Raw genomic sequence first — 21072 nt, 5'->3', positions numbered from 1 at the left:
GTGGCCGGTGGCCGGTGGCCGGTGGCCGGTGGCCGGTGGCGGCTGGGGAGCGGATCATGAGTGGGAACTACGTCGGCGATCTGGTGGAGGTGTTCGCCCGCGACCCCGCGCGAACAGTGTTGTGGTGGCAGGAGAACGCGATCAGCGCGGGCGAGTTGGTCGCCGCGATCGGCCGTGCGGCGCATGGGATGCGTGCTCGCGTGCGAGGCCCGGCGGTGGTGGGGCTGCTGACAACCACCAACACGCCGGACACCGTCGTGTTGCGGTACGCGGCGAACCTCATCGGCGTCACGGTGGTGCACCTCCAGACGGCGAACGCGGTCGACCCGCTGGACCGCATCGACGTGGGTGCGTTGCAGGACACCGCCCGGCTCGACCTGCTCGCCGTCGACGCGGACCACCTGGCTGCCGCGCGGGCGTTGTGCGGGAAGCCGGCCGAACCACCGGGCCTGGTGGCACTGGGAAAGCTCGGCGACGACGTGCTCGACCTGTCGGCGGGCCCCGACAGGTTCGAACTGTCGGCGGGCCCCGACGGCTGGCCCGTGGCCGAGGACGTCGATCCGGAGCAGCCGGCCACGGTCACCTACACCAGCGGCACGACCGGCACTCCCAAGGGCGTCGCCATGTCGTTCGGCGTACGGCGGATGGTCCTGAGCGGGCTGCCGGCGGACTTGGACACCGTCTACCTGTCCACGTTGCCGCTCAGCCACTCCAGCGGCGCGATCGTCGACCTGGTGCTGGGCGCGGGCGGCTCGGTCGTGCTGGAGCCCGGTTTCGACCCCACCGCGGCACTCGCCGCGGTGGCCCGGCACGGGGTCACCAGGATGGCGGTGTCGCCACCGCAGCTGTACGCGCTGCTGGAACACCCCGACGTGCGGACCACCGACCTGACGAGCCTGCGCACGCTCACCTACGCGGGCTGCCCGGCGGCACCGGCGAGGCTGGCCGAGGCGGTGCGGGTGTTCGGCGACGTGCTCGTCCAGGCCTACGGCACCAGCGAGGTCGGACCGATCACCGAGCTGGCGCCCGCCGACCACCGCGACGCCGGCCTGCTCGCCACGGCGGGACGGCCCGTGATCGGTGAGGTCGAGGTGCGTGATCCCCTGTCCGCCCGACGGTTGCCGATCGGCGAGGTGGGGGAGGTGCGGGTGCGCTCGCCGCTGGTCATGCTCGGCTACTGGCACGACCCCGAGCTGACCGCGAGCGCGTTCGACAGCGACGGCTGGCTGCGCACCGGCGACCTCGGCCGGTTCGACGAGCGCGGCTACCTGACGTTGAGCGGCCGGATGTCGGACGTGATCAAGACCAGGGGTGTCAGGGTCCACCCGGTCGCCGTGGAGAACGCGCTGCTGGCGCATCCGGACGTGCGGCAGGCCGCGGTGTTCAGGGTCACCGACGAGAACCGGGTGGAACGCACCTGCGCGGTGGTGGTGCCCCGCGCCGGCTCCGGGGTGACGCCCACCGAGCTGATCCGCCACGTCGGCGAGGCGTTGTCGCCCAGCCACGCGCCCGCGGACGTCCGGTTCCGCGCCGAACTGCCGCTGGACAAGGCGGGTAAGCCGGACCGGAAGGTGCTGCGATGACCGTGTCCGTGGCAGCGATCCTCGCCGAGACGGCCGGACGCAGGCCGGAGCACCCGGCGATCGTGTTCGGTGCCGAGCGGATCACCTACCGCGAGCTGTGGCGACGTGCGCGGTCCTGCGCGGCGGTGTTGCGGGCGCGCGGCGTCGGACCCGGTGACCGGGTCGCGCTGGTGCTGCCGAACACCCCGCACTTCCCGGCGGTCTACTTCGGCCTCCTCGCACTCGGTGCCGTGCCGGTGCCGGTCAACGTGCTGCTCACGCCCGCCGAGATGACCTACGTCGTGGAGGACTCCGGCGCCGTCGCGCTGGCGACCGATCCGTCCTATGTGGACGTGGTGCCGAGGGTGGTCGAGGTGTTGTGCGAGGAGCTGCTCGCACCGGTCGAGCCGATCGACTCCTACGTCCCGCGCGATCCGGGTGACCTCGCGCTGGTGCTCTACACCTCGGGGACCACCGGCCGGCCGAAGGGCGCGATGCTGAGCCAGCTCAACGTCGTGCTGAACGTCGGCACCACCGTGCGCTCGCCGTTCGACCTCGGGCCGGCGGACGTGCTGCTCGGCGCGTTGCCGCTGTCCCACGCCTTCGGCCAGGTCTGCGGCATGCTCACCTGCTTCGCCGCGGGCGCGACCATGGTGCTGATGGCGCGGTTCGACGGCCCCGAGGCGATCCGGCTGATGGCCGGGCACGGCTGCACGGTGTTCATGGGCGTGCCGACGATGTACCTCGCGCTGCTGGACGCCGCCACCTCCGTGCGGCCGAAGCTGGACCGGGTCTTCTCCGGCGGTGCCGCGCTGTCGGTCGAGGTGCTGGAGGCCGTCGAGAGCACGTTCGGCTGCCGGGTCTACGAGGGCTACGGGCTGACCGAGACCTCCCCGGTGGTCGCGTACAACCAGAAGGCCTGGCCCAGCCGACTCGGCACGGTCGGCAAACCGATCTGGGGCGTGCGCGTGGCCATCGCCCGGCCCGAGGTGGAGGGCAGGATCGAGCTGCTGCGCGCCGGTGAGCCCGGCGAGGTGGTGATCAGCGGCCACAACGTGATGATGGGCTACCTCAACCGGCCGGAGGCCACCGCCGAGGTGCTCGTGGACGGCTGGTTGCGGTCCGGCGACGTCGGCGTGCTCGACGACGAGGGCTACCTGCGCCTGGTCGACCGCAAGAAGGACATGGTGGTGCGCGGCGGTTACAAGGTCTACCCGCGCGAGGTCGAGGAAGTGCTGGCGCGGCACCCGAAGATCGCGCAGGTCGCGGTCATCGGCGTGCCGCACGAGCGGCACGGCGAGGAGGTGTGCGCCGTGGTGGTGGCGCGGTCCGGGGTCACGCCCGGTGTCGACCTCGCGCAGGAGCTGGTGGCGTGGGGCAAGGAGCGGCTCGCCGCGTACAAGTACCCGCGCCGGGTGGAGTTCGTCACCGGCTTGCCGCTGGGGCCCAGCGGCAAGGTGCTCAAACGCGAGCTGCACCGCGCGGTGGCCGCGCTCGATCAATCAGGGGCCACCGGTGGTCGCCACTCCTGACCCGTCTCGGGGAGCAGTGCACCGTCCCTACTCACGACCAGGAAGAGGGCCGACCGGTGGTGCAGCCGTTGGACGTGATGGGGCGATGGGCGGAAGCGCCCGTCGACAGCAGGCGGGAGTTCCTCGAAGTGCAGCGCATCGCCGGGCGTTTTCCGGCAGCCGGCACCCGGACCGACCAGGGTGGCTGTGTCGAGATCAGTGTCTGGTGCAGCAACGACTACCTGGCCATGGGCCAACACCCCCGGGTGCTCGCGGCGATGAAGGACGCGATCGACCGGTACGGCGGCGGCTCGGGAGGGTCCCGCAACATCGCCGGCACAAACCCCGTGCACCACGTGCTGGAAGCGGAACTGGCCGACCTGCACGGCAAAGAACAGGGACTGCTCTTCGGCTCCGGCTACAGCGCAAACGACGGCGCGCTGACCGTGCTGGCGGGCGGCACGGAGAACTGCGCGGTGTTCTCCGACGAGAAGAACCACGCGTCCATCATCGACGGGCTCCGGCACAGCGGCGCGGAGAAGCACATCTTCCGGCACAACGACGTCACGCACCTGCGCGAGCTGATCGCCGCCGTCGACCCGGCCCGCCCGAAGCTGATCGTGATCGAGTCGGTGTACTCGATGTCCGGTGACCTCGCGCCACTGGCCGAGATCGCCGACATCGCCCACGAGCACAACGCGGTGACATTCCTGGACGAGGTGCACGCGGTCGGCATGTACGGCCCGCAGGGCGCGGGCATCGCCGCGAGCCTCGGCATCGCCGACCGGTTCACCGTCATCATGGGAACGCTGGCCAAGGGCTTCGGCACCTCGGGCGGCTACATCGCGGGCCCCGCGCCGATAGTGGACACGATCCGCAACACCTCTCGCCCTTTCATCTTCACCACGTCGCTGCCACCCGCCACCGCCGCCGGCGCGCTCGCCGCGGTACGGCACCTGCGGGCGTCGGACACCGAACGGCACCGGCTGGCGCACAACGCCACTCTGCTGCACACCCTGCTGACCCAACGCGGAATCCCGTTCCTGTCCGACCAGTCGCACATCGTGTCGGTGTTCGTGGCGGACGAGGAGAAGTGCAAGCGGGCGTCGGCGCTGCTGCTGCGCGAGCACGGCATCTACGTCCAGCCGATCAACGCTCCCAGCGTCCGCGCGGGTGAGGAGATCCTGCGCGTCGCCCCCAGCGCGGCGCACACCACCGAGGCCGTCCACGACTTCGCCGCCGCCCTGGACGACGTGTGGCGGGCAGTGGGCCTCTCCCGCACCGACGCGATGACCCGGTGGCGATGACCCGGTTGCGGTGATCGGGGCGTGCCGCGAGCGCGGCACACCGCGAGGTCTTCCACGACAGACTGACAGGACACGGAAGCCCGTCGCCCCACGTCACGTATCGGCGGTCTGTCGGTGCATGTCCAGGTGGCCGGTACGAGCGGAACTCGTACGTCCGTCGTGGTTCATTCCCAGCCCGATTCGGCAGTAGGCCGGTTGGAAGAACCGGGCGAGGTGCCGGGTTGGCCAGAGCGGCAAGCGCCACCGCGCCGGCAGTGGCGTCGCGGGTGGCGGCCTGCCACGACCCAGTCGTCAGTCGACGCCCGCGCACGAGTGCAGGCCGACGGCGACGAGGTTGACGAAGAAGAGGGTGAACAGCACGCTCACCATGCCCGTGATGTTGATCCAGGCCGACCTGCGGCCCTTGCACCCCGCTGTGGCGCGGGCGGTGCGGTAGGCGATGCGGTCCAGGTAGTCGGCCGGGGGAGTCGGTCGCCGACGGGCTTCTGACCGGGGGCGTCTCGTCGTGGGGGCGGTTGCTCATCAGGGGCAGGCCGCCGACTACGCCGGAGAGCAGGAAGACGCCGCCGGCCATGATCGCCGCAGCCACGGCCCGCGTGCTCGGGCTCGGGTTCGCCGGCAAGTCGCCCGCCGACGAAACCCGGCGCGCGGCACAAGAACCCACGTCGAACCGAGCGGCCGACTGACGTCCCGGCGACCCGGCCCTCGGACACCGGACAGCCCCGAGCAGCTACTCGTGATCGGGCCCATCCCGACGCCGGACCGGCAGTTCATTCGCACTGTCAACAAATGGACAAGGGGCCAGTGGCTCCGGCGGTCGGGAGGCGTTCGAGGACGTCCCGGACCACGTGGTTCAGGGCGTCGCGTCGACGGGGATGTCCACTCCGCACTCGGGGCACTGCGGGTTCGCCAACACTTCAGCGAGCAGGGGAGCGCCCCGCAGGGCGGCGAGCGCGGACAGCCCCCAGCGCAGGTCGTCGCCGGAGGTGACCGTCACGGTCTCGGTGGCGAGTCGCAGTGCCCGGCCCAGGGCCGTGGTGTGGGCATCGCGGAGCCTGGCGGGACAGGACTGCGTGCGGGAGTGGGTGACGATCAGCCCGATCACCGCGACGCGCCCGGCGCGGCGGGTCGCGGGCACGGCGGCAGCGTGGTCCACCAGGTACGGGGTCGCCGCGTAGGCGGCCGGCCAGGTGGTGTCCTCCGAGCACAGGTACGGCCAGAATCCGCCGAACCGGGCGTCGTCACCGGGGTTGGCGAGCAGGGCGCGCAGTTCGGTCGGGACGTCGACCTTCCCCTCCGGACCTCCCCGGTGCGACAGGGTCTTCCAGTCGGGGTGGTCCAGCGGCAGTCGCCCGTCGTCCATGGACGCGGATGGTACCGGGCGCGGCGGCCATGATCGAAAAGTCCGCCGGGTGTTTTGACGGCGTCGGCTCGTGGTACTCGTCCGGCGGGTTGAGCAAGCAGCCCTCCGAAGACGATGACGATCATGGCCGCGCACGAGCGCGAGACCTTGTCGCGGAGGGCACAGTGAAGATCGCGCTGGTCGCGGAGCACGTCGGCGCGGACCGGTCGACCGGCATCCGGCAAGCGACCCACGTCTCCGCACTTGCCGCCGCGATGGGGGATCGCGGCCATGAGGTCGTCCTGTACACGCGGCCGGACGGGGCGCTCAAGCGGGACCTGCCCGGCTCGCGCGCCGGTTACCGCGTCGAGCACGGCCCGGAGCCGGGGGCGACCGCGCTGGGCGACTTCGCCGAGTACCTGGGGGAGCGGCTGCGGGCCACGCGCCCGGACGTGGTGCACGCCCACCACTGGACGTCGGGCCTGGCGGCGGTGGCCGCTGTGGACGGTCTGGACGTGCCGGTCGTGCAGTCGTTCCACTCGCTGGGCGTGGTGGAGCGCCGGTTCGGCCGCTGGGACCCCGGCCCGGACGAGCGCGTCGATTCCGAACTCCTGGTCAGCCGCCGGGCGGCGCACCTCGTCGCGGCGTCCCGGAAGGAGTTGGGCGAACTGTCGGCGATGGGGGTCGCGCCGGGCGACGTCTCCGTCGTGCCGTACACGGTGGACACCCGCCGCTTCCGGCCCGGCGGCACGGTCTTCCCGCGCCGGCTCGCCAGGAGGATCGTCGTCGCGGGAACGATCTCGCCGCACAAGGGCGTCGCCGACGTGGTCACCGCGCTGATCGGGTTGCCGGACACGGAATTGGTGTTCGCGGGCAGCACCTCGCCGCGCGCGGACGCCGATGTGCTCAGTCCGTTGCGCGCGTACGCGCAGGCGTGCGGGGTCGAGGACCGGGTGCGGTTCCTCGGCCGGGTGCCGAGGGCGTCGATGCCGGCGTTGCTGCGCTCGGCGGACGTCGTGGTCTGCGCTCCGTGGGATGGCCTGAACACCATGGTCGCGGTGGAGGCGATGGCGTGCGGCACGCCGGTGGTCGCGACCGACGTCGGCGGCTTCGCGGAGACGGTCGTGGACAAGGTGACCGGGCTGCTCGTCCCGCGACGGGATCCGCGCGCCCTGGCCAAGGCGTTGCGCGAACTGTTCGCCGACAACGTCCGGCGCTTCGCCTACGGGGTCGCGGGCACCGACCGCGTCGAGTCCCGCCACACCACCGACCATTCCGCCCAGGAGATCGAGCGCGTGTACGACCTGGTGACCGGACAGGAGTCCCGTGGCCGTCCTGAGACCCGGAGAACAGAGGGGTTGGCGGGCCCGCGCGCGGCGGCGGCCCTTCCCCTGACCCGCAAGACGAACCGTTGACTCGGCCGCTTGTTCGACGCTCTCGACCTGGACCCAAGGCCGACCCGAGGCCACCGATGTCGACACAGCCGTTCCGGCCGGCAGAACGGTCCGTCCTCACTCAAGCGGAGAGGCCCACACCCCTTGCGGGACGCGGGCCTCTCCGCTTGTCGACCGAACTGGCGGATCAGTTCTTGAAGGCGTCCTTCACCTTTTCGGCAGCCTGCTTGAGGTCGCCCTTGGTTTCGTCGACCTTGCCTTCGGTCTCCAGCTGCGGGTCATCGGTAGCGTCGCCCACGCCCTGCTTGACCTTGCCCTTCAGCTCGTCGGCCTTTCCTTCGAGCTTGTCGTCGGCGCCCATTCCGATCCTCTCTTTCGCCAAAGTCGTGGTGTGCGGTCTCATTCGCCCGTCACTCGTCCCTGGGGTGCCCGATCGGCGCGCCGTCAAACCTGCGTGACCACGATGACCGCGCACCGTGGCTGTGCGAAAAGATCGCCCGGTGGGTTCGTTCCGGCGAACTCCGGCGTTTCCGATGCGCTTTCACCGGTCGTCGCACAGGAGGGGCGATCCGCGCGGCCGTCAGCCTTCCGCCACGGTCGACAGGCGCAGGTCGGTCAGCGGCAGCAGGCCGCGCTCGCGCAGCTCGACGAACGAGGCCAGTTTCCCCTCCACACCGCCCCGGAGGGGCAGGCCCGCATCGGTGGCCAGGTCGGACAGGCCGTCGCTGGTCAGCGGAAGTGGAACCCGGGCGAGCACGACCGGCTCGGCGACCGCCGACGCGCGGCGTTCGGCCGCGAGGGCCTGCGCCGCCGCCCAGCGCACCTCGCCGAACAGGAACGGGATGGCGAGCAGGTCCGGCGGGTCGTCGCCCAGCAGGTCCTCCAGCGCGGGCAGCACGGTCGTTCCCCTCACTGGGCCCGGTGGCGACGGACCGCGTCGACCACGTCGATGAGGCGCGGGTTCGGCGTGAACGCCGCCTCCAACACCCAGGCGATGAGCTTCCCCACCAGGCCGGCGATCAGGTCGCGCACCAACTCGCGCACGAACCCCACCACCATGCCCATCATCCCGACGACCGTCCCCACGGTCCCCGCCGCCGACGCCGCCCCCGACAACGCATCACCATGCACCCGCGCATGGTCAAGTACGCCGCCGCCGCACCCCCCACCCCGCCGTACCCGACGCCACCGCGGCCCGGTAGTCCACCGCCACCTCGCCCAGTTCACCGGCGACGTTGCCCCACGTCGTGGAGTACGACTCGATCACGGGCGGATCGCCCGCCAGCCAGTCCAGCATGTCCTTCAACGGCCGCACGTGCTCCATCAGGAGGAAACCCTGGTCCAACGGCTCCACGACGGCCTCGCGCCCGTCGGCCAGCCGTACCGGCGTTGAAGAACGCGCTCGATTCCGTCGGTGCCTGCGCCACCAACGGTTTTCCCCCCGCCATCGACTTCCCCCTCCGACGACGAGCGGTCCCACGACCGTCGACCACCCGGTCAGGGCCCGTCCCCCAACGCCGTCCCCGAACCGACCTCGCTCATGTGCGTGCTGACCAACCCGGCCAAGGCCGGCCGGTTCTTCCTCCCCGAACGGCTGGCCCTGCTCGCCGACGTGACCGGCGACCTCGTCAACGTCACGGTCGACTCCAGTCCCGGCCGGCTGCTGGTCGACTACTGCCGCGAGGCACGTATCGGCGTGATCGTGCGGGGGGTGCGCACCCCGGCCGATCTGGAGCACGAACTGCCGATGGCTCGGGCGAACCGTCACCTGAGCGGCCTCGAAACGCTCTTCGTCCCGACCAGCCCCGCACACGCCTACCTCTCCTCGACCCTCGTCACGGCGACGACGCGCCGCTGACAACGGCCCGGGTCAGGCCGGTCAGGTGTCGGAAGCGCGGCGCTGGACGTGGCCGGCGATGGTGAGCACGATCGGTGCGGCGAGCCAGCACAGGTAGGCGACGGTGCTCGTGGTCAGGAACGAGAGGGGGATGGACACCCCGAACACCGCGGCCAGGCAGATGCTGCGCACCAGGCTCTGCGCGAGCCCCCTGGGCGGGACGTCCGTGCGGTACAGGTGTTCGCGCCGGATCTCCCGGATGATCAGCGCGAACGACGCCGACGCCAGGACCTGCACGAGCGCGTAGAAGCTGAACCGGGGCGCGAAGGCGCCGTCGGCGGTGATCACCCGGGTCGCGAACGGCATCAGGACCTGCATGAACAGCCAGGTCAGGGCGAGGCTGGTCAGGCGGGTGCCCAGCGAGCGGACGTGGCGGAAGATCCGGTGGTGGGCGCGCCAGTGGGCGGCGATCACCACGAAGCTCAGCGCGAAGGCCAGGTACTCCTCGCGGTGCGCCGACACCGAACCCAGCATGGCGTCGGTGCTGTCGCCGGTGGGGACGGGGAGGTCCAGCGCGAGCAGGGTGAGGGCGATCGCGACCGCCGCGTCGACGAACGTGGTGAGCCGATCGGTGGCGGCCGCGCGCACCTCGTCGGTCTCGTCCTCGGGTTCGGTGCCGGTGTGAGTCGCCATGGTGAGGACCTGCTTCCTCCGGGTCAGGCGGCGATCGGCCGGGGATCGGCCGCCAGTCGCCGGGATCGTACGGCCAGGGCGATCATGACCGCCGGGACCAGGATGTCGTTGACGATGACGCCGCCGGTGTTGCCGGGGAAGTGGTTGCCGTTGGCGAACCACTGGTGGACGTGGCCGATCGCGGCTCCCCACAGGAACATCCCGCCGCCGAGCCCGATGGTGATGCGCTCGCGCGCGGACGCCGAGGCGGCCCGGAAGCCCATCACGGCCAGTCCGAGGTTGGCGAAGGCGATCTCCACCATGAACGGCGTCCGCTCGAAGCCGATCGCCGCGGCCATGGCGTCGGGGATGACGAGGAACGCGACCGTCATCCACAGGCTGCCGATGCCGAAGGCGCCGATGGCCCACCAGCGCTGCCAGATCTCCAGCGCCTCTTGGCGCGACCGGGCGCGGCGGGCCCGCAGGAACGCCCCGATGGCCAGCACCAGGATCCAGACCAGGGGAAACGCGGACTGGGCGAGGTAGGGGAAGGTGTCCACGACGCTAGTCTTACCTGGTTAATATTAACGGGTCAACATTGAGGTAGGCTGGTGCGGTGGATGACGGACTCGCAGACCTGCTGCACCGCGTGGTCATGCTGCTGGGCGACGCGGCCCGGCGACGCCCCGACGACGGCCTGACCTACAGCCAGTTGCGGCTGCTGGGCACGCTGGAGGACGTCGAACCGACGACGCAGCACCGCCTCGCGCAAGCGCTGTCGGTGTCCGACCCGGCGATCAGCCGCGCGCTGCGTCCACTCGAGACGGACGGCCTGGTGCAGATCACCGTCGACCCCGAACACGCGCGCCGACGCCTGGTCCGGCTCACCGACGCCGGCCGAGAAGCCTTCCACACCGCGGGAAAGCCGCTCTACGACGAGTTGCGCGCCGGACTCGTCGCGGCGGGGTTCCCCTACGAGCGCTACCTGCGGGACACCCTCCGGCTGGCCGAGATCCTCGCGTCCGACCCGGATCGGTGAGGCGCGGCCCGTTCACCCGTGCGGTGACAGCTGATCACCGGTTCTGGTCCGGGTGGTGGACGGTGAGATCGCCGTGGGCCGACAGAACACCGGCCAGGTCGACGGATTCCTCCCGCAGGACGGTGTCCAGGAAGGCCAGGGTGGTGGTGGCGACGACGCGGGGGCTCGCGGTGCGGCCCAAGGAGCCGACGATCGAGGACACGGGCGGCAGGTACAGGGCACCGTCCATGAACGTGAGGTGTGCGGCGCCGGGGACGGTGAGCCGGTAGTTCGTCGCGGTGCCGAGTTCGAGCACCTCGGTGAGGCGGGGCAGGTAGCGCTGGTCGGTGGCCGGGGTGATCGCCTGGGTGAGCGCGAGCGTCGGCTGGTCGAGGGACGGGGCGGTGGGGCCGTGGGGGTAGCCGTCGAGGTCGATGACGGCGTCGACCCGGCGGTCCTGCCGGGCGGCCTGAAGGGCGGCGGCACCACCCATGGAGTGACCGGTCGCCGCGACCCGGCCGGTGTCCAGGCGGCCGGTCAGCGGGCCGGCGTCCTCGCCCCGGTCCAGACCTTCCAGCCGGGTGAGGACGAAGCCCAGGTCGGCGGCCCGGATCGCCGTCCAGTCGGCGGCGAGCCGGTGGTCCTCGTCCTGGTCGCCGGTGGAGGCGGTCTGGGCGGTGATCGTCCGGCCGTCGGTGAGGACGACGGCGGCGGAGTCGTACAGGTGGTCGACGGCGGCGACCACGTAGCCGTGGCCGGCGACTTCCTCCGCCCAGGCGGTGTTCTGGGTGCGCACGCCGTTCGCCCCGGGGGAGAACAGCACGACCGGGAACCGCCCGCCCCCATCGGCGACCGGGGCGTCGAAGACCGAGTGGGTGTGCGCCCGAGCAACGCCGTCGACCAGGAAAGCCGGCAGGCCGACGCCGCCGGCGAGGGCTGCGGAGACGGTGCGCGCCTCGTCCTCCGTGCGTCCGAGGTACTGGGCCCGTGGCACGTCCGCAGGGCTGTTCTGGGCGGGGTACCAGAGCTGGACCACGACCGTGCGCCGGTCGTCCTGGTCGGCGGTGAACGTCTCGGGGCGGCTCGGGTCGGTCCACTGCACCACGCGGGTGCCGACCGCGAAATCGCCCGTGGGCTTGGGAAACACGGGCACGGGAAAGCCCCACGCGGCGACGGGGCCCGTCGTGATCAGGCCGACGCAGGCCAGCGCCCCCGGCAACGCCAGCCACCAGCGGGCCCGCCACGCCGGCCGGCCGGTACGGCGTCGCACCAGGGGGGAGAAGGCGAACGGCGCCGCGAAGGCAGCGCCCGCCAGCACCGGCAGCAGCTGCCAGCGGATCCCCGTCACGATCAGCAGGATCGTGGACAGCAGGAAGACCGCACCCGCCGCGATCGTGACGCGTGGGCGGGCGGCGGGTGGAAGCCAGCGCGCCACGACCAGGGCGACGGCACCCAGCACGGCGAGGATTTCCAAGGGGGACATGTGCAGTCCTGTGATGATCTCGGTCACCTGGCAATACTCGGCGCTGGACCTGCGCTGTCGCATCGATCCCGGGTCGCCACCACCTGCAACCGGGGACGCAACCTGAGGAGGGTCGCCGTGCGATCGGAGTGGCAATCGGGAACGCCCGATCAGCGGCCGGTTTGCGACCACGGGAGGTAGTGGGACTCCTCCTGTGGTCGTATACCGGCGTGCTGCGATCAGACGGTGGGCTCATGTGCTCGACGGGCCCGGCGGCCTACCGTGGCAGGACCGTGGTGCTTGCCGGGCGGCGCGAGGTCGGCTCCGGCGGTCCGCGGTGGTGGCCCCGGCCGGGGCCGCTCTCCTGCTGGATCGACGGGGACGTGTGATGACCGAGGCGGCCGCGGAACCCGGCAGCGCCCACCGGGGCCGGGCGTGGCCGACCGTGGGACTGGCGCGGCACGCCGACTCGGTCTCGGCGCGAGTGGTGCGATTGGTGAGGCGTGGGGTTTCCCGGCTGCCGTCCGTGGTGTGGGACTTGCTGCCGGCGACGCTGCTCCTGCTCCACGTCGTGACCACGTACCCGCTGCGCGAGATGCCGGTGGCCCTGGCCCTCACCGCTGCCCTAGCGCTGCCCCTGGTGTGGCGGCGGCGGGCCCCGCTCGCGGTCTTCGGCGTCGTGGCGGGCGCGGCCTTCGTCCAATGGCTGCTGGACGTCCAACTGCCGGCGGACATCGCCTTGCTGGTGGCGCTCTACACGGTGGCCGCGAACTCGGGTCGGCGCGGCACACTCCTCGCCGGTGCCGTCGTGGCGGTGGGGGGCCTGCTGGCCTGCCTGCGCTGGGCCACGGACGGCGCGTTCCTGGCCCCGTTCGTCGCGGTCACCGCGATGGTCGTCGCCGCCGCCGTCCTCGGGGTGAACGTCCGGACCACGCGCGCCTACCTCGCGGCCCTCGAAGAACGGGCCGAACGCCTTGAACAAGAGCAGGAACAGCAGGCGCGCGTGGCCGTCGCCGAGGAGAGGACGCGGATCACCCGCGAGATGCACGACATCGTCACCCACAACCTGTCCGTCATGGTCGCGCTCACCGACGCCGCCGTCTACGCCCAGCACCGGGCGCCGGACAAGGCCACCACCGCGATGCTCCAGATCTCCGAGACGGGCCGGCAGGCCCTGACCGACATGCGGCGTTCCCTGGGCGTCCTGCACGCCGACGAACCGGACGCGGCGCGCCACCCGCTGCCCGGCATCGCACAACTGGAGGCGCTGGTCGACCAGATGTGCGCAGCCGGGCTGCCGACCCGCCTCGAAGTCCACGGCGGTCACGCCCACATACCCGCCACCGCGCAACTGACCGTCTACCGCCTGGTGCAGGAAGCCTTGACCAACACCCTCAAGCACACCCGACCCGGTACGCAGGCTGAGGTCCGGGTGCGGTGCTCGACCGAGACGGTCACAGTGGACGTCACCGACAACGGCTCCCGCCTGCCACGACCCGGTGCCACACCGCCCGGCCACGGCATCACCGGCATGCGCGAGCGCGCGGCCGCCTACGGGGGGACGTTGCGGGCCGGACCGCTCCCGGGCGGCGGCTGGGGAGTCCACACCCGGCTCCTGCTCGGCAGCAGCGGGGCGGCGTCCGCATGACGATCCGCATCCTGATCGCCGACGACGAAGCGCTGCTGCGCATGGCGTTCAGCACGGTCCTGGAGGCGCAACCCGACATGACCCCGGTCGGGGAAGCCGCGGACGGCGACCAGGCCGTCCGCCTCGCCCGGGAGCTCAGCCCGGACGTCGTCCTCATGGACGTCCGGATGCCCGGGACCGACGGGATCGAGGCGACCCGGCAGGTAGTCCGGGCCTGCCCGCGAACCAGGGTGCTGATCCTCACCACCTTCGACCTCGACGACTACGCCTTCGCCGGGCTCAGGGCCGGGGCGTCGGGCTTCCTGCTGAAGAACACCAGACCCGAGGAACTGCTCACCGCGATCCGCGACGTGGCCGCGGGCGACGCGGTGGTCTCCCCCCGGATCACCCGCCGCCTGCTGGAGAGCTTCCGCCCGCACCTCCCCGACGGCACCCGCGCCGAGCGCGACAAGCGGCTGAGCCGGCTCAGCGCCCGTGAGCGCGAGGTGCTCGTCCAGGTGGGCCGCGGCCTGTCCAACACCGAGATCGCGGCCACCCTGCACCTCGCGGAAGCGACTGTGAAGTCCCACCTGGGGCGGATCCTGCCCAAGCTCGAACTCCGCGACCGGATCCAGGCCGTGATCTTCGCCTACGAAAGCCGCCTCGTGCACCCGTCTTGACGCCGCCGGCGGCTCACCGGGTCCAGTCGACGCCCCACGACTCGATCCCCACCGTCCACAGCGCGTCGCCGCCGTACAACGCGTTCGCGGTGCCCTCCAGCAACGCGGCCGTCGAGGGCCACGTCCCGTAGCCCTCGAAGCGCGGCCCGGTCTCCGGGTCGAGCACCCCGACGACGCCCCGCCGTTCGCCCTCCCGCAACTCCACCACGAGGTGGCCCCCGCTGCCGTCCAGCGCGATCGGCAGCCAGGCCGGGTTCCAGCCCCAGAACCGGTCCTCCTCGCCCTCCTCGGTCTCGGTCCAGTCCTCGTCGTCCTCGTCGCTCATGTCGTCGATCTCGACGGCCTGCCGGGCGGCCAGGTGCTCGGTGTTGCGCTGCCAGATCCCGACCGCGGTCTCCAACGGGACCAACGTCCAGCGCGGCGGCACGACCGAAGCCGGCGAACCGTCGTGGCACAGCAGCGATTCCACCAGGTCCGCCGGGAACGGGAGCCCGACCGCGGTCTGCGCGGCGGCGACGGCCGACGCCTCGGCGGGCGGCCTGAGGGAGAGGTCGGAAGCGTTGCTCCGCAACCACTTCCCGATGCGGCCCCACGACCCGGCCACAGGTGCGCTCATGCCGGCCATCGTCGCACGGGGCGGAGGACGCCGTCCCCACGTCCTGAAAGATCGACGCGGTGGCGGGTTGTCCGTGGACCATCCATTCGAGACAGGCTTGGGTTCCGTCGAACCGGGTACCCCGTGCGCCCGGTTGCCTGGAGGGTTTCGATGAATGCGCACCACGCGGTACCGACGCTCGGCGTCGAAGAGGAGTTCCTGCTCGTCCACCCGGACACCGGACGACAGATCGCGCGCGGAGAGCAGGTCGCGGAGTACGCGAAGGACGCTTTCGGCGTGGGGCTCGACACCGAGCTGTCCGCCGCGCAGGTCGAGACGAACACCGCGGTGTGCCACGACTTGGACGAGGTTCGAGAGCAGTTGGGGGCTCTGCGCTCGGTCGCCGCGGAGTCGGCACGGCGGGCGGACGCGCGGCTCTTGGCGGTCGGCGCGCCACCGCTCGGCGGCCTGCGGTCCGAGGTGAGTGACGATCCGCGGTACCAGCGCCTGCACGAGGACTACCGGATGCTGGCCGAGGAGCAGTCCATCTGCGGCTGTCACGTGCACGTCGCCGTGCCCGATCCGGAGATCGCGGTGCAGGTGGGCAACCACCTCCGGCAGTGGCTGCCCGTGCTGAGCCTGCTCACCGCGAACTCGCGGTACGCGCAGGGGCGTGACACCGGCTACGCGAGTTGGCGTTCGGTGGTGTGGTCGCGCTGGCCCTCCGCCGGACCGCCGCCGTACTTCGAGTCGCTGGAGCACTACGAACGGACCACGACCATGCTCACCGAATCGGGCGCTGCCCGCGATGAGCGGATGGTGTACTGGGACGTCCGTCCGTCCTCCCGCCTGCCGACGGTCGAAGTCCGCGTCTCCGACGTGGCCGCCACGGTGGACGAGGCGGTCCTGCTGGCCGCCCTGACCCGCGCCCTGGTGACCACCGCGCTGGGCGACCTGCACCGCGGCGTACGGGCGGCACCGGTCCCCGTGGAGTGGCTGCGCACGGCGACGTGGCGCGCGGCGCGGGACGGACTGGCCGGCCAAGCGCTCGACGTGTGCTCAGGTCGGCTCGTACCCGCACGCCTGCTGGTCGACCGGCTCTGCGACAGGGTGCACGACGCGCTGCGCGCGAGCGGCGACCTGGCGCTGGTCGAACGTCTGCTGACCGCGCTCAAGGATGACGGCACCGGATCCGAGCGCCAGCACCGGACGTTCCTGGACACCGGCGACCCGGCGGGCGTGGTGCACGAGCTGGCCACCCGGACCCTGACCGGGTGCGACCAAGGCACCCCGGCGGTACCCGAGGCCCTGCGCGAGAAGCCCTGACCGAGCTGCGCGGAGGTTCGTCGCCGCCCCGGTCCTGCCGTGGCGCGAGGCCGGGTCAGCGGTTGAGGTAGCCGGCCAGGCCGCCGAGCTCCTCGTTGGCGATGAAGACCGACCGGACGTGGATGAGGGCTTCCTCCGCGTGGGCGGTGCAGCCCCAGGCCGAGTCGCCCCACGGGTCGGCGACCTTGAGCTCCGGTGGCGCGGTGCACCCGGCCCGGCCGCCGAGCTGGCACTGCTCGGGGTGCGCCGCAGGGGCTTGCGCGGTCGCGGCGGCGCGCACCCGGGCGGTGAGCTCGGCGGCCGCGACGGCGCGTTCCTCGGCTTCGGCGCGCAGCTTCCGCTCCGCGCGGACCGCCTCGGCCAACTCCGCGCGGGCGGCCTCGGCGCGGGCCTCGGCGGCGCGCTGCGCCTGCTCGCCGTGGTGGCGTTCGATGGCCAGGGCGGCGGTGCCGGCGAAGACCCGGATGAGGGCGAGGTCGGTGTCCTGCGGGACGCGCGGGGTGCGGTGGTACATGGCGAAGGTGCCCAGCAGGCCGCCGTCGCGGGCCAGGATCGGCGTGGACCAGCAGGAGGCCAGGTCGGCGCGCCGGGCGAGGTCCCGGAAGTCGTCCCAGAACGGGTCGGTGGCGATGTCGGTGACGATGACCGGTTCCCGCCGGTGGGCGGCGGTGCCGCAGGACCCGACACCGTCGCCGGTGGCGATCCCGTCGATGGCCTCGTTGTAGAAGTCGGGCAGGCTGGGCGCGGCGCCGTGCCGCAGGTGCAGGCCGTCGGGATCGGCGAGCAGCACGGAGACGAGCAGTTCCCCCGGCGCCAGGTTCTCGATCACCCGGGCCATCCCGTCCAGTACCTCGGTCAAGGGCGCCTGGCGGGCGATCTGCTCCAGCAGCGCGCGGTGCTCGGCCATCAACCGCTGGGCGTGCTTGACCTGGGTGGTCTCCACCCCGATCACCCGGATGCCGGCCACCTCGCCGCCGGCGTCGCGGCGCGGCTCATAGGTGAGGTCGAAGAACGCCTCCCGCGCGTGCGGGCCGGTGCCGAGCACGACCCGGACGTCACGGCCGGTGTACGGCTCACCCGTGCGGTAGACGTGGTCGAGCTTGGCGACGATGTCCTGACCGGCCAGTTCGGGCATCAGGTCCACCAGCGCGACACCGGTACGGGCGCGTTCCTCGCCGATGGTGGCGAAGAAGGCGGGATTCGCGGTCTCCACCACGTGCGCCGGCCCCACGAGCGAGGCGAACACGGCGCTGGACTGCCCGAACAACGCCCGCAGGTCCTCGTCCGCCCCATGTCCGATCGCCGGATCCGCAGCGGCCGACCTCGCGCCTGGTACCGCCACCATGGTGCAGTCCACCTTTCCTCCCGCGGATGCCCGCACGGATCGACGGCCCGCCGGCTTGCTCCAGCACGACCGTGACCAAACTACGGCACCCGTGCAGGCGCTGATGAAGTCCCCGGCCACTCCTGTCCCCGGCACGCGGTCACCGAATGCCCTGGGGTGGACCACGACCTGACCCCGTGGGACGCCCCATTCGGTCCGGCCCCGCGACAAGCGACGTCGAGGCGCACGACCTCGTCCACCACGGCGGACGGGCGGCGCCTCGCCGGCAGGCCGGGTGCACGCCCTCGATTCGGACGTAGGCCGCAACGTGCACGTGCAGGTACCCGGCGGCGGCCGGCCGGTGGGTCAGCACGGCGGTTGGAAGGCCAGGTCCGGGAAGTACCGCTCCCACTGGGCCGGGGTCATCGCGGTGCCGCCGCACGCCGTGAGCTCACGGTGGCCACCGAGGTGTGGGAGGCGCACGACCCCGGCGCCGCGCGGGCCTGCCGGGCACCGCCGGTCCGGGCATCACCGCACCGCCGTCGGGCACCGGTGCGGCCAGTGCCGGTACGGCGTGGTGGACGCTCGACCGGCACGTGGTGAGCCAGCCCGGCCTGCGCACCGTCGTGGTGGCGTTGGGGGCGAACGACATCGTGGCGGGTGCGGGGAAGCACCAGATCGTCGCGCAGATCAAGGGACTCGTGCACCCGACGAGTGCCGCGTCCTTGCGCAACGTCCGGCGAGGCGACCGCTCGGTGATCCACGTGATCATCGCGACCGTGCCGCCGCTCGGCCTGGCCGCCGACGACCCGCGTGAAGTGCGGCGCAAGCAGCTCAACGAGACGCTGGTGTCGGAGTACGTGAACCTGGGGGCCGATGGTGTGCTCGACCTGGCGGGGATGGTGGCGGACTCGTCCTCCAACACGATCAACCCCGACCTGGTGACCGGTGGCGTGCCGAACGCGCGGTTCCACGACACGATCGCCCGTGCCGTGGCCGCTGCGGTGACGGCGTTCCCGCCGCTGGAACTCTGAGGTTCTTCGGCAGAAAGGCACGTCGGGCCCGGATGTTCGGGGCCGACGTGCCTTTCGTCTTGTCCGGGGCGTTCAGCACTCCGTGGCGCAGGCGGCGGACGGCTCGGTGCGGCGTTCGAGCAGGACGGTGTTGCGCCAGGTGCCGTGGTGTTGGGCGATGCGTTCGCGGAGGCCGATGGTGCGGTAGCCGGCGGAGTGGTGCAGGGCGATGGCGGCGCGGTTCTCGGGGAAGACGGTGGCTTGGAGGGTCCAGAGGCCGGCGGTGTCGGCTGCGGTGACCTGTTTGTGCAGCAGCGCTTTGCCGACGCCGCGTCCGCGTGCGTCGGCGGCGACGTAGACGGAGGTCTCGGCGACGCCGGAGTAGCAGTCGCGGGTGGAGGTGGGTGCGGCGGCGGTCCAGCCGACGACGTGGCCGTCGAGTTCGGCGACCCAGCGGTGGTCGGGCAGCCACTTGGCGTCGAGGGCGCGGCGGGTGGGGGTTTCGGTGTCGAAGGTGGCGTCGCCGGTGGCGATGCCTTCGGTGTGGATGCGGCGGACGTCGGGCCAGTCGTGGTCGGTGAGGGCGCGGACGGTGACGTCGGCGGGCAGGTCGGTGGGGCAGCACGGGCGGGTGACGATGGTGCCCATGACGGCGTCGGCGGCGTGCGGGAGGCCGGTGCAGCAGGCGGGGTTGACCGAGACGAGGGTGGCGGTGCCTTCTTTGCGGAGGCGGACGAAGCCGGTGTCGGCGAGTTTGCGCAGGTGGTGGGAGCAGGTGGGCTGGGTGACGCCGATGGCCTCGGACAGCGCGCCCACGGTGATCTCGCCGGGGTGGGTGGCGACGACGTGCAGCAGGCGGACGCGGGTGGGGTCGGCGAGGCAGGCGAACCACTGGGCGTAGGTGGTGGCGTCCTGGACCGGCAGGCCGACCGTGGGCAGCGTCGTCGTCATACCCTCACTCTATAGACCTCCGTCAATGGTTGCTTTCATAGATGTGTCTCTATAGAGTTCGGATCGTCTTGATAGATGCTTGCCGATGGACGGGGTGGCTGTGAACGGGTATCCGGTGGTCGTGGTGGGTGCGGGGCCGAGCGGGTTGGCGGCGGCGGCCGAGCTGGTCGGGCGTGGGTTGGAGCCGGTGGTGCTGGAAGCCGGTGGGCAGGCGGGGGCGGCGGTGGCGCAGTGGCACCACGTGCGGCTGTTCTCCCGGTGGTCCGAGCTGGTGGCCCCGGCCGCTCGGCGGTTGCTGGAGCCCACGGGGTGGGTCGCGCCTGCTGGCGACGGTTACCCGACCGGGGCGCAGTGGGCGGCCGAGTACCTGGTTCCGTTGGCGGAGGCGCTGGGGGACCGGGTGCGGTTCGGGGCGCGGGTGGTCGGGGTGGCGCGGCGCGGGCGGGACCGGGTGGTGGACGCCGGGCGGGACAGTGAGCCGTTGACCGTGCACGTGCGGACCGCCGAGGGTGAGGAGCGGATCACGGCCCGCGCGGTGGTCGACGCGTCCGGGACGTGGGCGGTGCCCAACCCGTTGGGCGGCGACGGGTTGCCTGCGGTCGGGGAGCGGGCGGCGTCGGACCGGATCTCCTACCGGGTGCCGAACCTGGCCGTGGACGCCGACCGGTACGCGGGCAGGCGGATCGCGGTGGCGGGCAGTGGGCACTCGGCGCTGACCGCGTTGGTGGCGCTGGCCGATCTGGCGGAACGGCACCCCGGCACGCACATCGTGTGGCTGTTGCGGCGTGGTGCGGTGGGCAATGTGTTCGGTGGTGGTGAGGCCGACCAGCTTCCGGCTCGTGGTGCGTTGGGGCTCAGGGCGCGGGCGGCGGCGAAGGCGGGTCACGTCTCGGTGGTGACCGGGTTCCGCACCGCGCTGGTGGAGCGTGACGGTGAGCGGGTGGTGTTGGAGTCGCAGGACGGGCACCGGCTGGACGCGGTGGACGAGGTGGTGGTGCTGACCGGGTTCCGGCCGGATCTGTCGTGGTTGTCGGAGGTCCGGCTGGACCTGGATCCGGTGTTGCAGGCCCCGACCGCGCTCGCGCCGCTGATCGACCCGAACGCGCACTCGTGCGGCACGGTCTACCCGCACGGCGCGAACGAACTGCGCCACCCCGAGCAGGGTGTTTTCCTGGTGGGGATGAAGAGTTACGGGCGCGCGCCGACGTTCCTGGCGTTGACCGGCTACGAGCAGGCCCGCAGCGTGGTCGCGGAGATCGCCGGCGACCACGTGGCGGCGAGCAGGGTCGAGCTGACCCTGCCGGAAACCGGGGTGTGCGGCGGTTCCGGCGTGTTCGACACTGAACCCTCCGGCGGCGGGTGCTGCGCTCCCGCCGTCTCGGAGCTGACGCTGTCGGCGCCAGGCGCGCGCTGCTGAAATCCTGCGGCACCGGCACCGGGGCGTTCATGAA

At 72.1% G+C, this 21072-nt stretch carries 22 protein-coding genes; 11 read left to right on the top strand and 11 right to left on the bottom strand.

Features of this window, described 5'->3' with window-relative positions; genetic code table 11:
- The first annotated feature begins 56 nt into the window (after nt 1-56).
- The 3 genes from BN6_RS24305 to hemA are packed head-to-tail and all read left to right on the top strand — an operon-like array spanning nt 57 to nt 4380.
- Nucleotides 57-1583: a class I adenylate-forming enzyme family protein gene (locus BN6_RS24305; protein ID WP_015102405.1), complete on the top strand. Its 1527-nt coding sequence runs from the start codon at nt 57-59 to the stop codon at nt 1581-1583.
- Nucleotides 1580-3094, top strand: coding sequence for a long-chain-fatty-acid--CoA ligase (locus BN6_RS24300; protein WP_015102404.1), 1515 nt, complete (start codon nt 1580-1582; stop codon nt 3092-3094). Before BN6_RS24305 ends, BN6_RS24300 begins: the two co-directional genes overlap by 4 nt.
- 56 nt (nt 3095-3150) lie before the next feature.
- Entirely contained in the window at nt 3151-4380 is a 1230-nt protein-coding gene (hemA, locus tag BN6_RS24295; RefSeq protein WP_231904737.1) for a 5-aminolevulinate synthase, read from the top strand.
- Between the two features lie 853 nt (nt 4381-5233).
- Here hemA and BN6_RS24290 read toward each other — a convergent pair.
- On the bottom strand, nt 5234-5743 hold the full coding sequence (locus tag BN6_RS24290) for a hypothetical protein (RefSeq protein ID WP_041313866.1): 510 nt from the start codon (nt 5741-5743) through the stop codon (nt 5234-5236).
- 164 nt (nt 5744-5907) lie between these two features.
- Between BN6_RS24290 and BN6_RS24285 the strand changes: the two genes are divergently transcribed.
- A complete protein-coding gene (locus BN6_RS24285) occupies nt 5908-7137 on the top strand; it encodes a glycosyltransferase (protein ID WP_015102401.1) in 1230 nt (409 codons plus the stop codon).
- Between the two features lie 166 nt (nt 7138-7303).
- On the opposite strand, the gene BN6_RS24280 is transcribed toward BN6_RS24285, so the two are convergent.
- From BN6_RS24280 to BN6_RS24265, 4 genes are all read right to left on the bottom strand, one after another.
- Complete coding sequence (locus tag BN6_RS24280) at nt 7304-7477, bottom strand: CsbD family protein (protein ID WP_041313863.1); 174 nt, start codon at nt 7475-7477, stop codon at nt 7304-7306.
- 219 nt (nt 7478-7696) lie between these two features.
- Nucleotides 7697-8014, bottom strand: a complete 318-nt coding sequence (locus BN6_RS24275; RefSeq protein WP_015102399.1) for a hypothetical protein — start codon at nt 8012-8014, stop codon at nt 7697-7699.
- Between the two features lie 11 nt (nt 8015-8025).
- Complete coding sequence (locus tag BN6_RS24270) at nt 8026-8247, bottom strand: hypothetical protein (RefSeq protein ID WP_148302997.1); 222 nt, start codon at nt 8245-8247, stop codon at nt 8026-8028.
- A gap of 10 nt (nt 8248-8257) precedes the next feature.
- The gene (locus tag BN6_RS24265) at nt 8258-8470 is read right to left on the bottom strand and encodes a hypothetical protein (RefSeq protein ID WP_041313857.1); all 213 of its coding nucleotides are present in this window, start codon (nt 8468-8470) and stop codon (nt 8258-8260) included.
- Nucleotides 8471-8662: 192 nt separating this feature from the next.
- Between BN6_RS24265 and BN6_RS24260 the strand changes: the two genes are divergently transcribed.
- On the top strand, nt 8663-8974 hold the full coding sequence (locus BN6_RS24260; RefSeq protein WP_148302996.1) for a nucleotidyl transferase family protein: 312 nt from the start codon (nt 8663-8665) through the stop codon (nt 8972-8974).
- 21 nt (nt 8975-8995) lie between these two features.
- Here the strand turns inward: BN6_RS24260 and BN6_RS24255 are convergent, their stop codons facing one another.
- Together BN6_RS24255 and BN6_RS24250 are read right to left on the bottom strand one after the other, a co-directional pair.
- Entirely contained in the window at nt 8996-9646 is a 651-nt protein-coding gene (locus BN6_RS24255) for a TMEM175 family protein (RefSeq protein WP_015102396.1), read from the bottom strand.
- A gap of 23 nt (nt 9647-9669) precedes the next feature.
- Nucleotides 9670-10185, bottom strand: coding sequence for a DUF6790 family protein (locus tag BN6_RS24250; protein ID WP_015102395.1), 516 nt, complete (start codon nt 10183-10185; stop codon nt 9670-9672).
- A gap of 56 nt (nt 10186-10241) precedes the next feature.
- Between BN6_RS24250 and BN6_RS24245 the strand changes: the two genes are divergently transcribed.
- A complete protein-coding gene (locus BN6_RS24245; RefSeq protein WP_015102394.1) occupies nt 10242-10664 on the top strand; it encodes a MarR family winged helix-turn-helix transcriptional regulator in 423 nt (140 codons plus the stop codon).
- A 34-nt stretch (nt 10665-10698) separates the two neighbouring features.
- Here BN6_RS24245 and BN6_RS24240 read toward each other — a convergent pair whose 3' ends face one another.
- Entirely contained in the window at nt 10699-12153 is a 1455-nt protein-coding gene (locus BN6_RS24240) for an alpha/beta hydrolase family protein (protein WP_231904736.1), read from the bottom strand.
- A 340-nt stretch (nt 12154-12493) separates the two neighbouring features.
- On the opposite strand from BN6_RS24240, the gene BN6_RS24235 reads away from it, so the two are divergent.
- Entirely contained in the window at nt 12494-13753 is a 1260-nt protein-coding gene (locus BN6_RS24235) for a sensor histidine kinase (protein WP_015102392.1), read from the top strand.
- Nucleotides 13750-14412, top strand: a complete 663-nt coding sequence (locus tag BN6_RS24230; protein ID WP_015102391.1) for a response regulator — start codon at nt 13750-13752, stop codon at nt 14410-14412. The genes BN6_RS24235 and BN6_RS24230 overlap by 4 nt, the downstream gene beginning before the upstream one ends.
- A 13-nt stretch (nt 14413-14425) precedes the next feature.
- Here the strand turns inward: BN6_RS24230 and BN6_RS24225 are convergent, their stop codons facing one another.
- On the bottom strand, nt 14426-15028 hold the full coding sequence (locus tag BN6_RS24225) for an SMI1/KNR4 family protein (protein ID WP_158509421.1): 603 nt from the start codon (nt 15026-15028) through the stop codon (nt 14426-14428).
- Nucleotides 15029-15178: 150 nt separating this feature from the next.
- Here BN6_RS24225 and BN6_RS24220 point away from each other — a divergent pair, with 150 nt between their 5' ends.
- Nucleotides 15179-16333, top strand: coding sequence for a carboxylate-amine ligase (locus BN6_RS24220; protein WP_015102389.1), 1155 nt, complete (start codon nt 15179-15181; stop codon nt 16331-16333).
- A 55-nt stretch (nt 16334-16388) separates the two neighbouring features.
- Here the strand turns inward: BN6_RS24220 and BN6_RS24215 are convergent, their stop codons facing one another.
- The gene (locus BN6_RS24215; protein ID WP_015102388.1) at nt 16389-17678 is read right to left on the bottom strand and encodes a GAF domain-containing protein; all 1290 of its coding nucleotides are present in this window, start codon (nt 17676-17678) and stop codon (nt 16389-16391) included.
- 449 nt (nt 17679-18127) lie between these two features.
- On the opposite strand from BN6_RS24215, the gene BN6_RS24210 reads away from it, so the two are divergent.
- Entirely contained in the window at nt 18128-18691 is a 564-nt protein-coding gene (locus BN6_RS24210) for an SGNH/GDSL hydrolase family protein (RefSeq protein WP_015102386.1), read from the top strand.
- A 72-nt stretch (nt 18692-18763) separates the two neighbouring features.
- Here BN6_RS24210 and BN6_RS24205 read toward each other — a convergent pair whose 3' ends face one another.
- Nucleotides 18764-19621: a helix-turn-helix domain-containing GNAT family N-acetyltransferase gene (locus tag BN6_RS24205; RefSeq protein ID WP_015102385.1), complete on the bottom strand. Its 858-nt coding sequence runs from the start codon at nt 19619-19621 to the stop codon at nt 18764-18766.
- Nucleotides 19622-19721: 100 nt separating this feature from the next.
- Here BN6_RS24205 and BN6_RS24200 point away from each other — a divergent pair, with 100 nt between their 5' ends.
- Nucleotides 19722-21038, top strand: coding sequence for an NAD(P)-binding domain-containing protein (locus BN6_RS24200; RefSeq protein WP_015102384.1), 1317 nt, complete (start codon nt 19722-19724; stop codon nt 21036-21038).
- Nucleotides 21039-21072: the final 34 nt, after the last annotated feature.

This window comes from Saccharothrix espanaensis DSM 44229 (genome assembly GCF_000328705.1).
In the GTDB taxonomy this organism is placed as follows: Bacteria; Actinomycetota; Actinomycetes; order Mycobacteriales; family Pseudonocardiaceae; genus Actinosynnema; species Actinosynnema espanaense.
This window is presented reverse-complemented; position numbering and strand designations above follow the sequence as displayed.

Coding starts and splice junctions, on each gene's coding strand:
- BN6_RS24220 (WP_015102389.1), top strand. CDS start 15,179: ATGAATGCGCACCACGCGGTACCGACGCTCGGCGTCGAAGAGGAGTTC.
- BN6_RS24255 (WP_015102396.1), bottom strand. CDS start 9,646: ATGGCGACTCACACCGGCACCGAACCCGAGGACGAGACCGACGAGGTG.
- BN6_RS24300 (WP_015102404.1), top strand. CDS start 1,580: ATGACCGTGTCCGTGGCAGCGATCCTCGCCGAGACGGCCGGACGCAGG.
- BN6_RS24305 (WP_015102405.1), top strand. CDS start 57: ATGAGTGGGAACTACGTCGGCGATCTGGTGGAGGTGTTCGCCCGCGAC.
- BN6_RS24235 (WP_015102392.1), top strand. CDS start 12,494: ATGACCGAGGCGGCCGCGGAACCCGGCAGCGCCCACCGGGGCCGGGCG.
- BN6_RS24230 (WP_015102391.1), top strand. CDS start 13,750: ATGACGATCCGCATCCTGATCGCCGACGACGAAGCGCTGCTGCGCATG.
- BN6_RS24215 (WP_015102388.1), bottom strand. CDS start 17,678: ATGGTGGCGGTACCAGGCGCGAGGTCGGCCGCTGCGGATCCGGCGATC.
- BN6_RS24290 (WP_041313866.1), bottom strand. CDS start 5,743: ATGGACGACGGGCGACTGCCGCTGGACCACCCCGACTGGAAGACCCTG.
- BN6_RS24225 (WP_158509421.1), bottom strand. CDS start 15,028: ATGAGCGCACCTGTGGCCGGGTCGTGGGGCCGCATCGGGAAGTGGTTG.
- BN6_RS24280 (WP_041313863.1), bottom strand. CDS start 7,477: ATGGGCGCCGACGACAAGCTCGAAGGAAAGGCCGACGAGCTGAAGGGC.
- BN6_RS24205 (WP_015102385.1), bottom strand. CDS start 19,621: ATGACGACGACGCTGCCCACGGTCGGCCTGCCGGTCCAGGACGCCACC.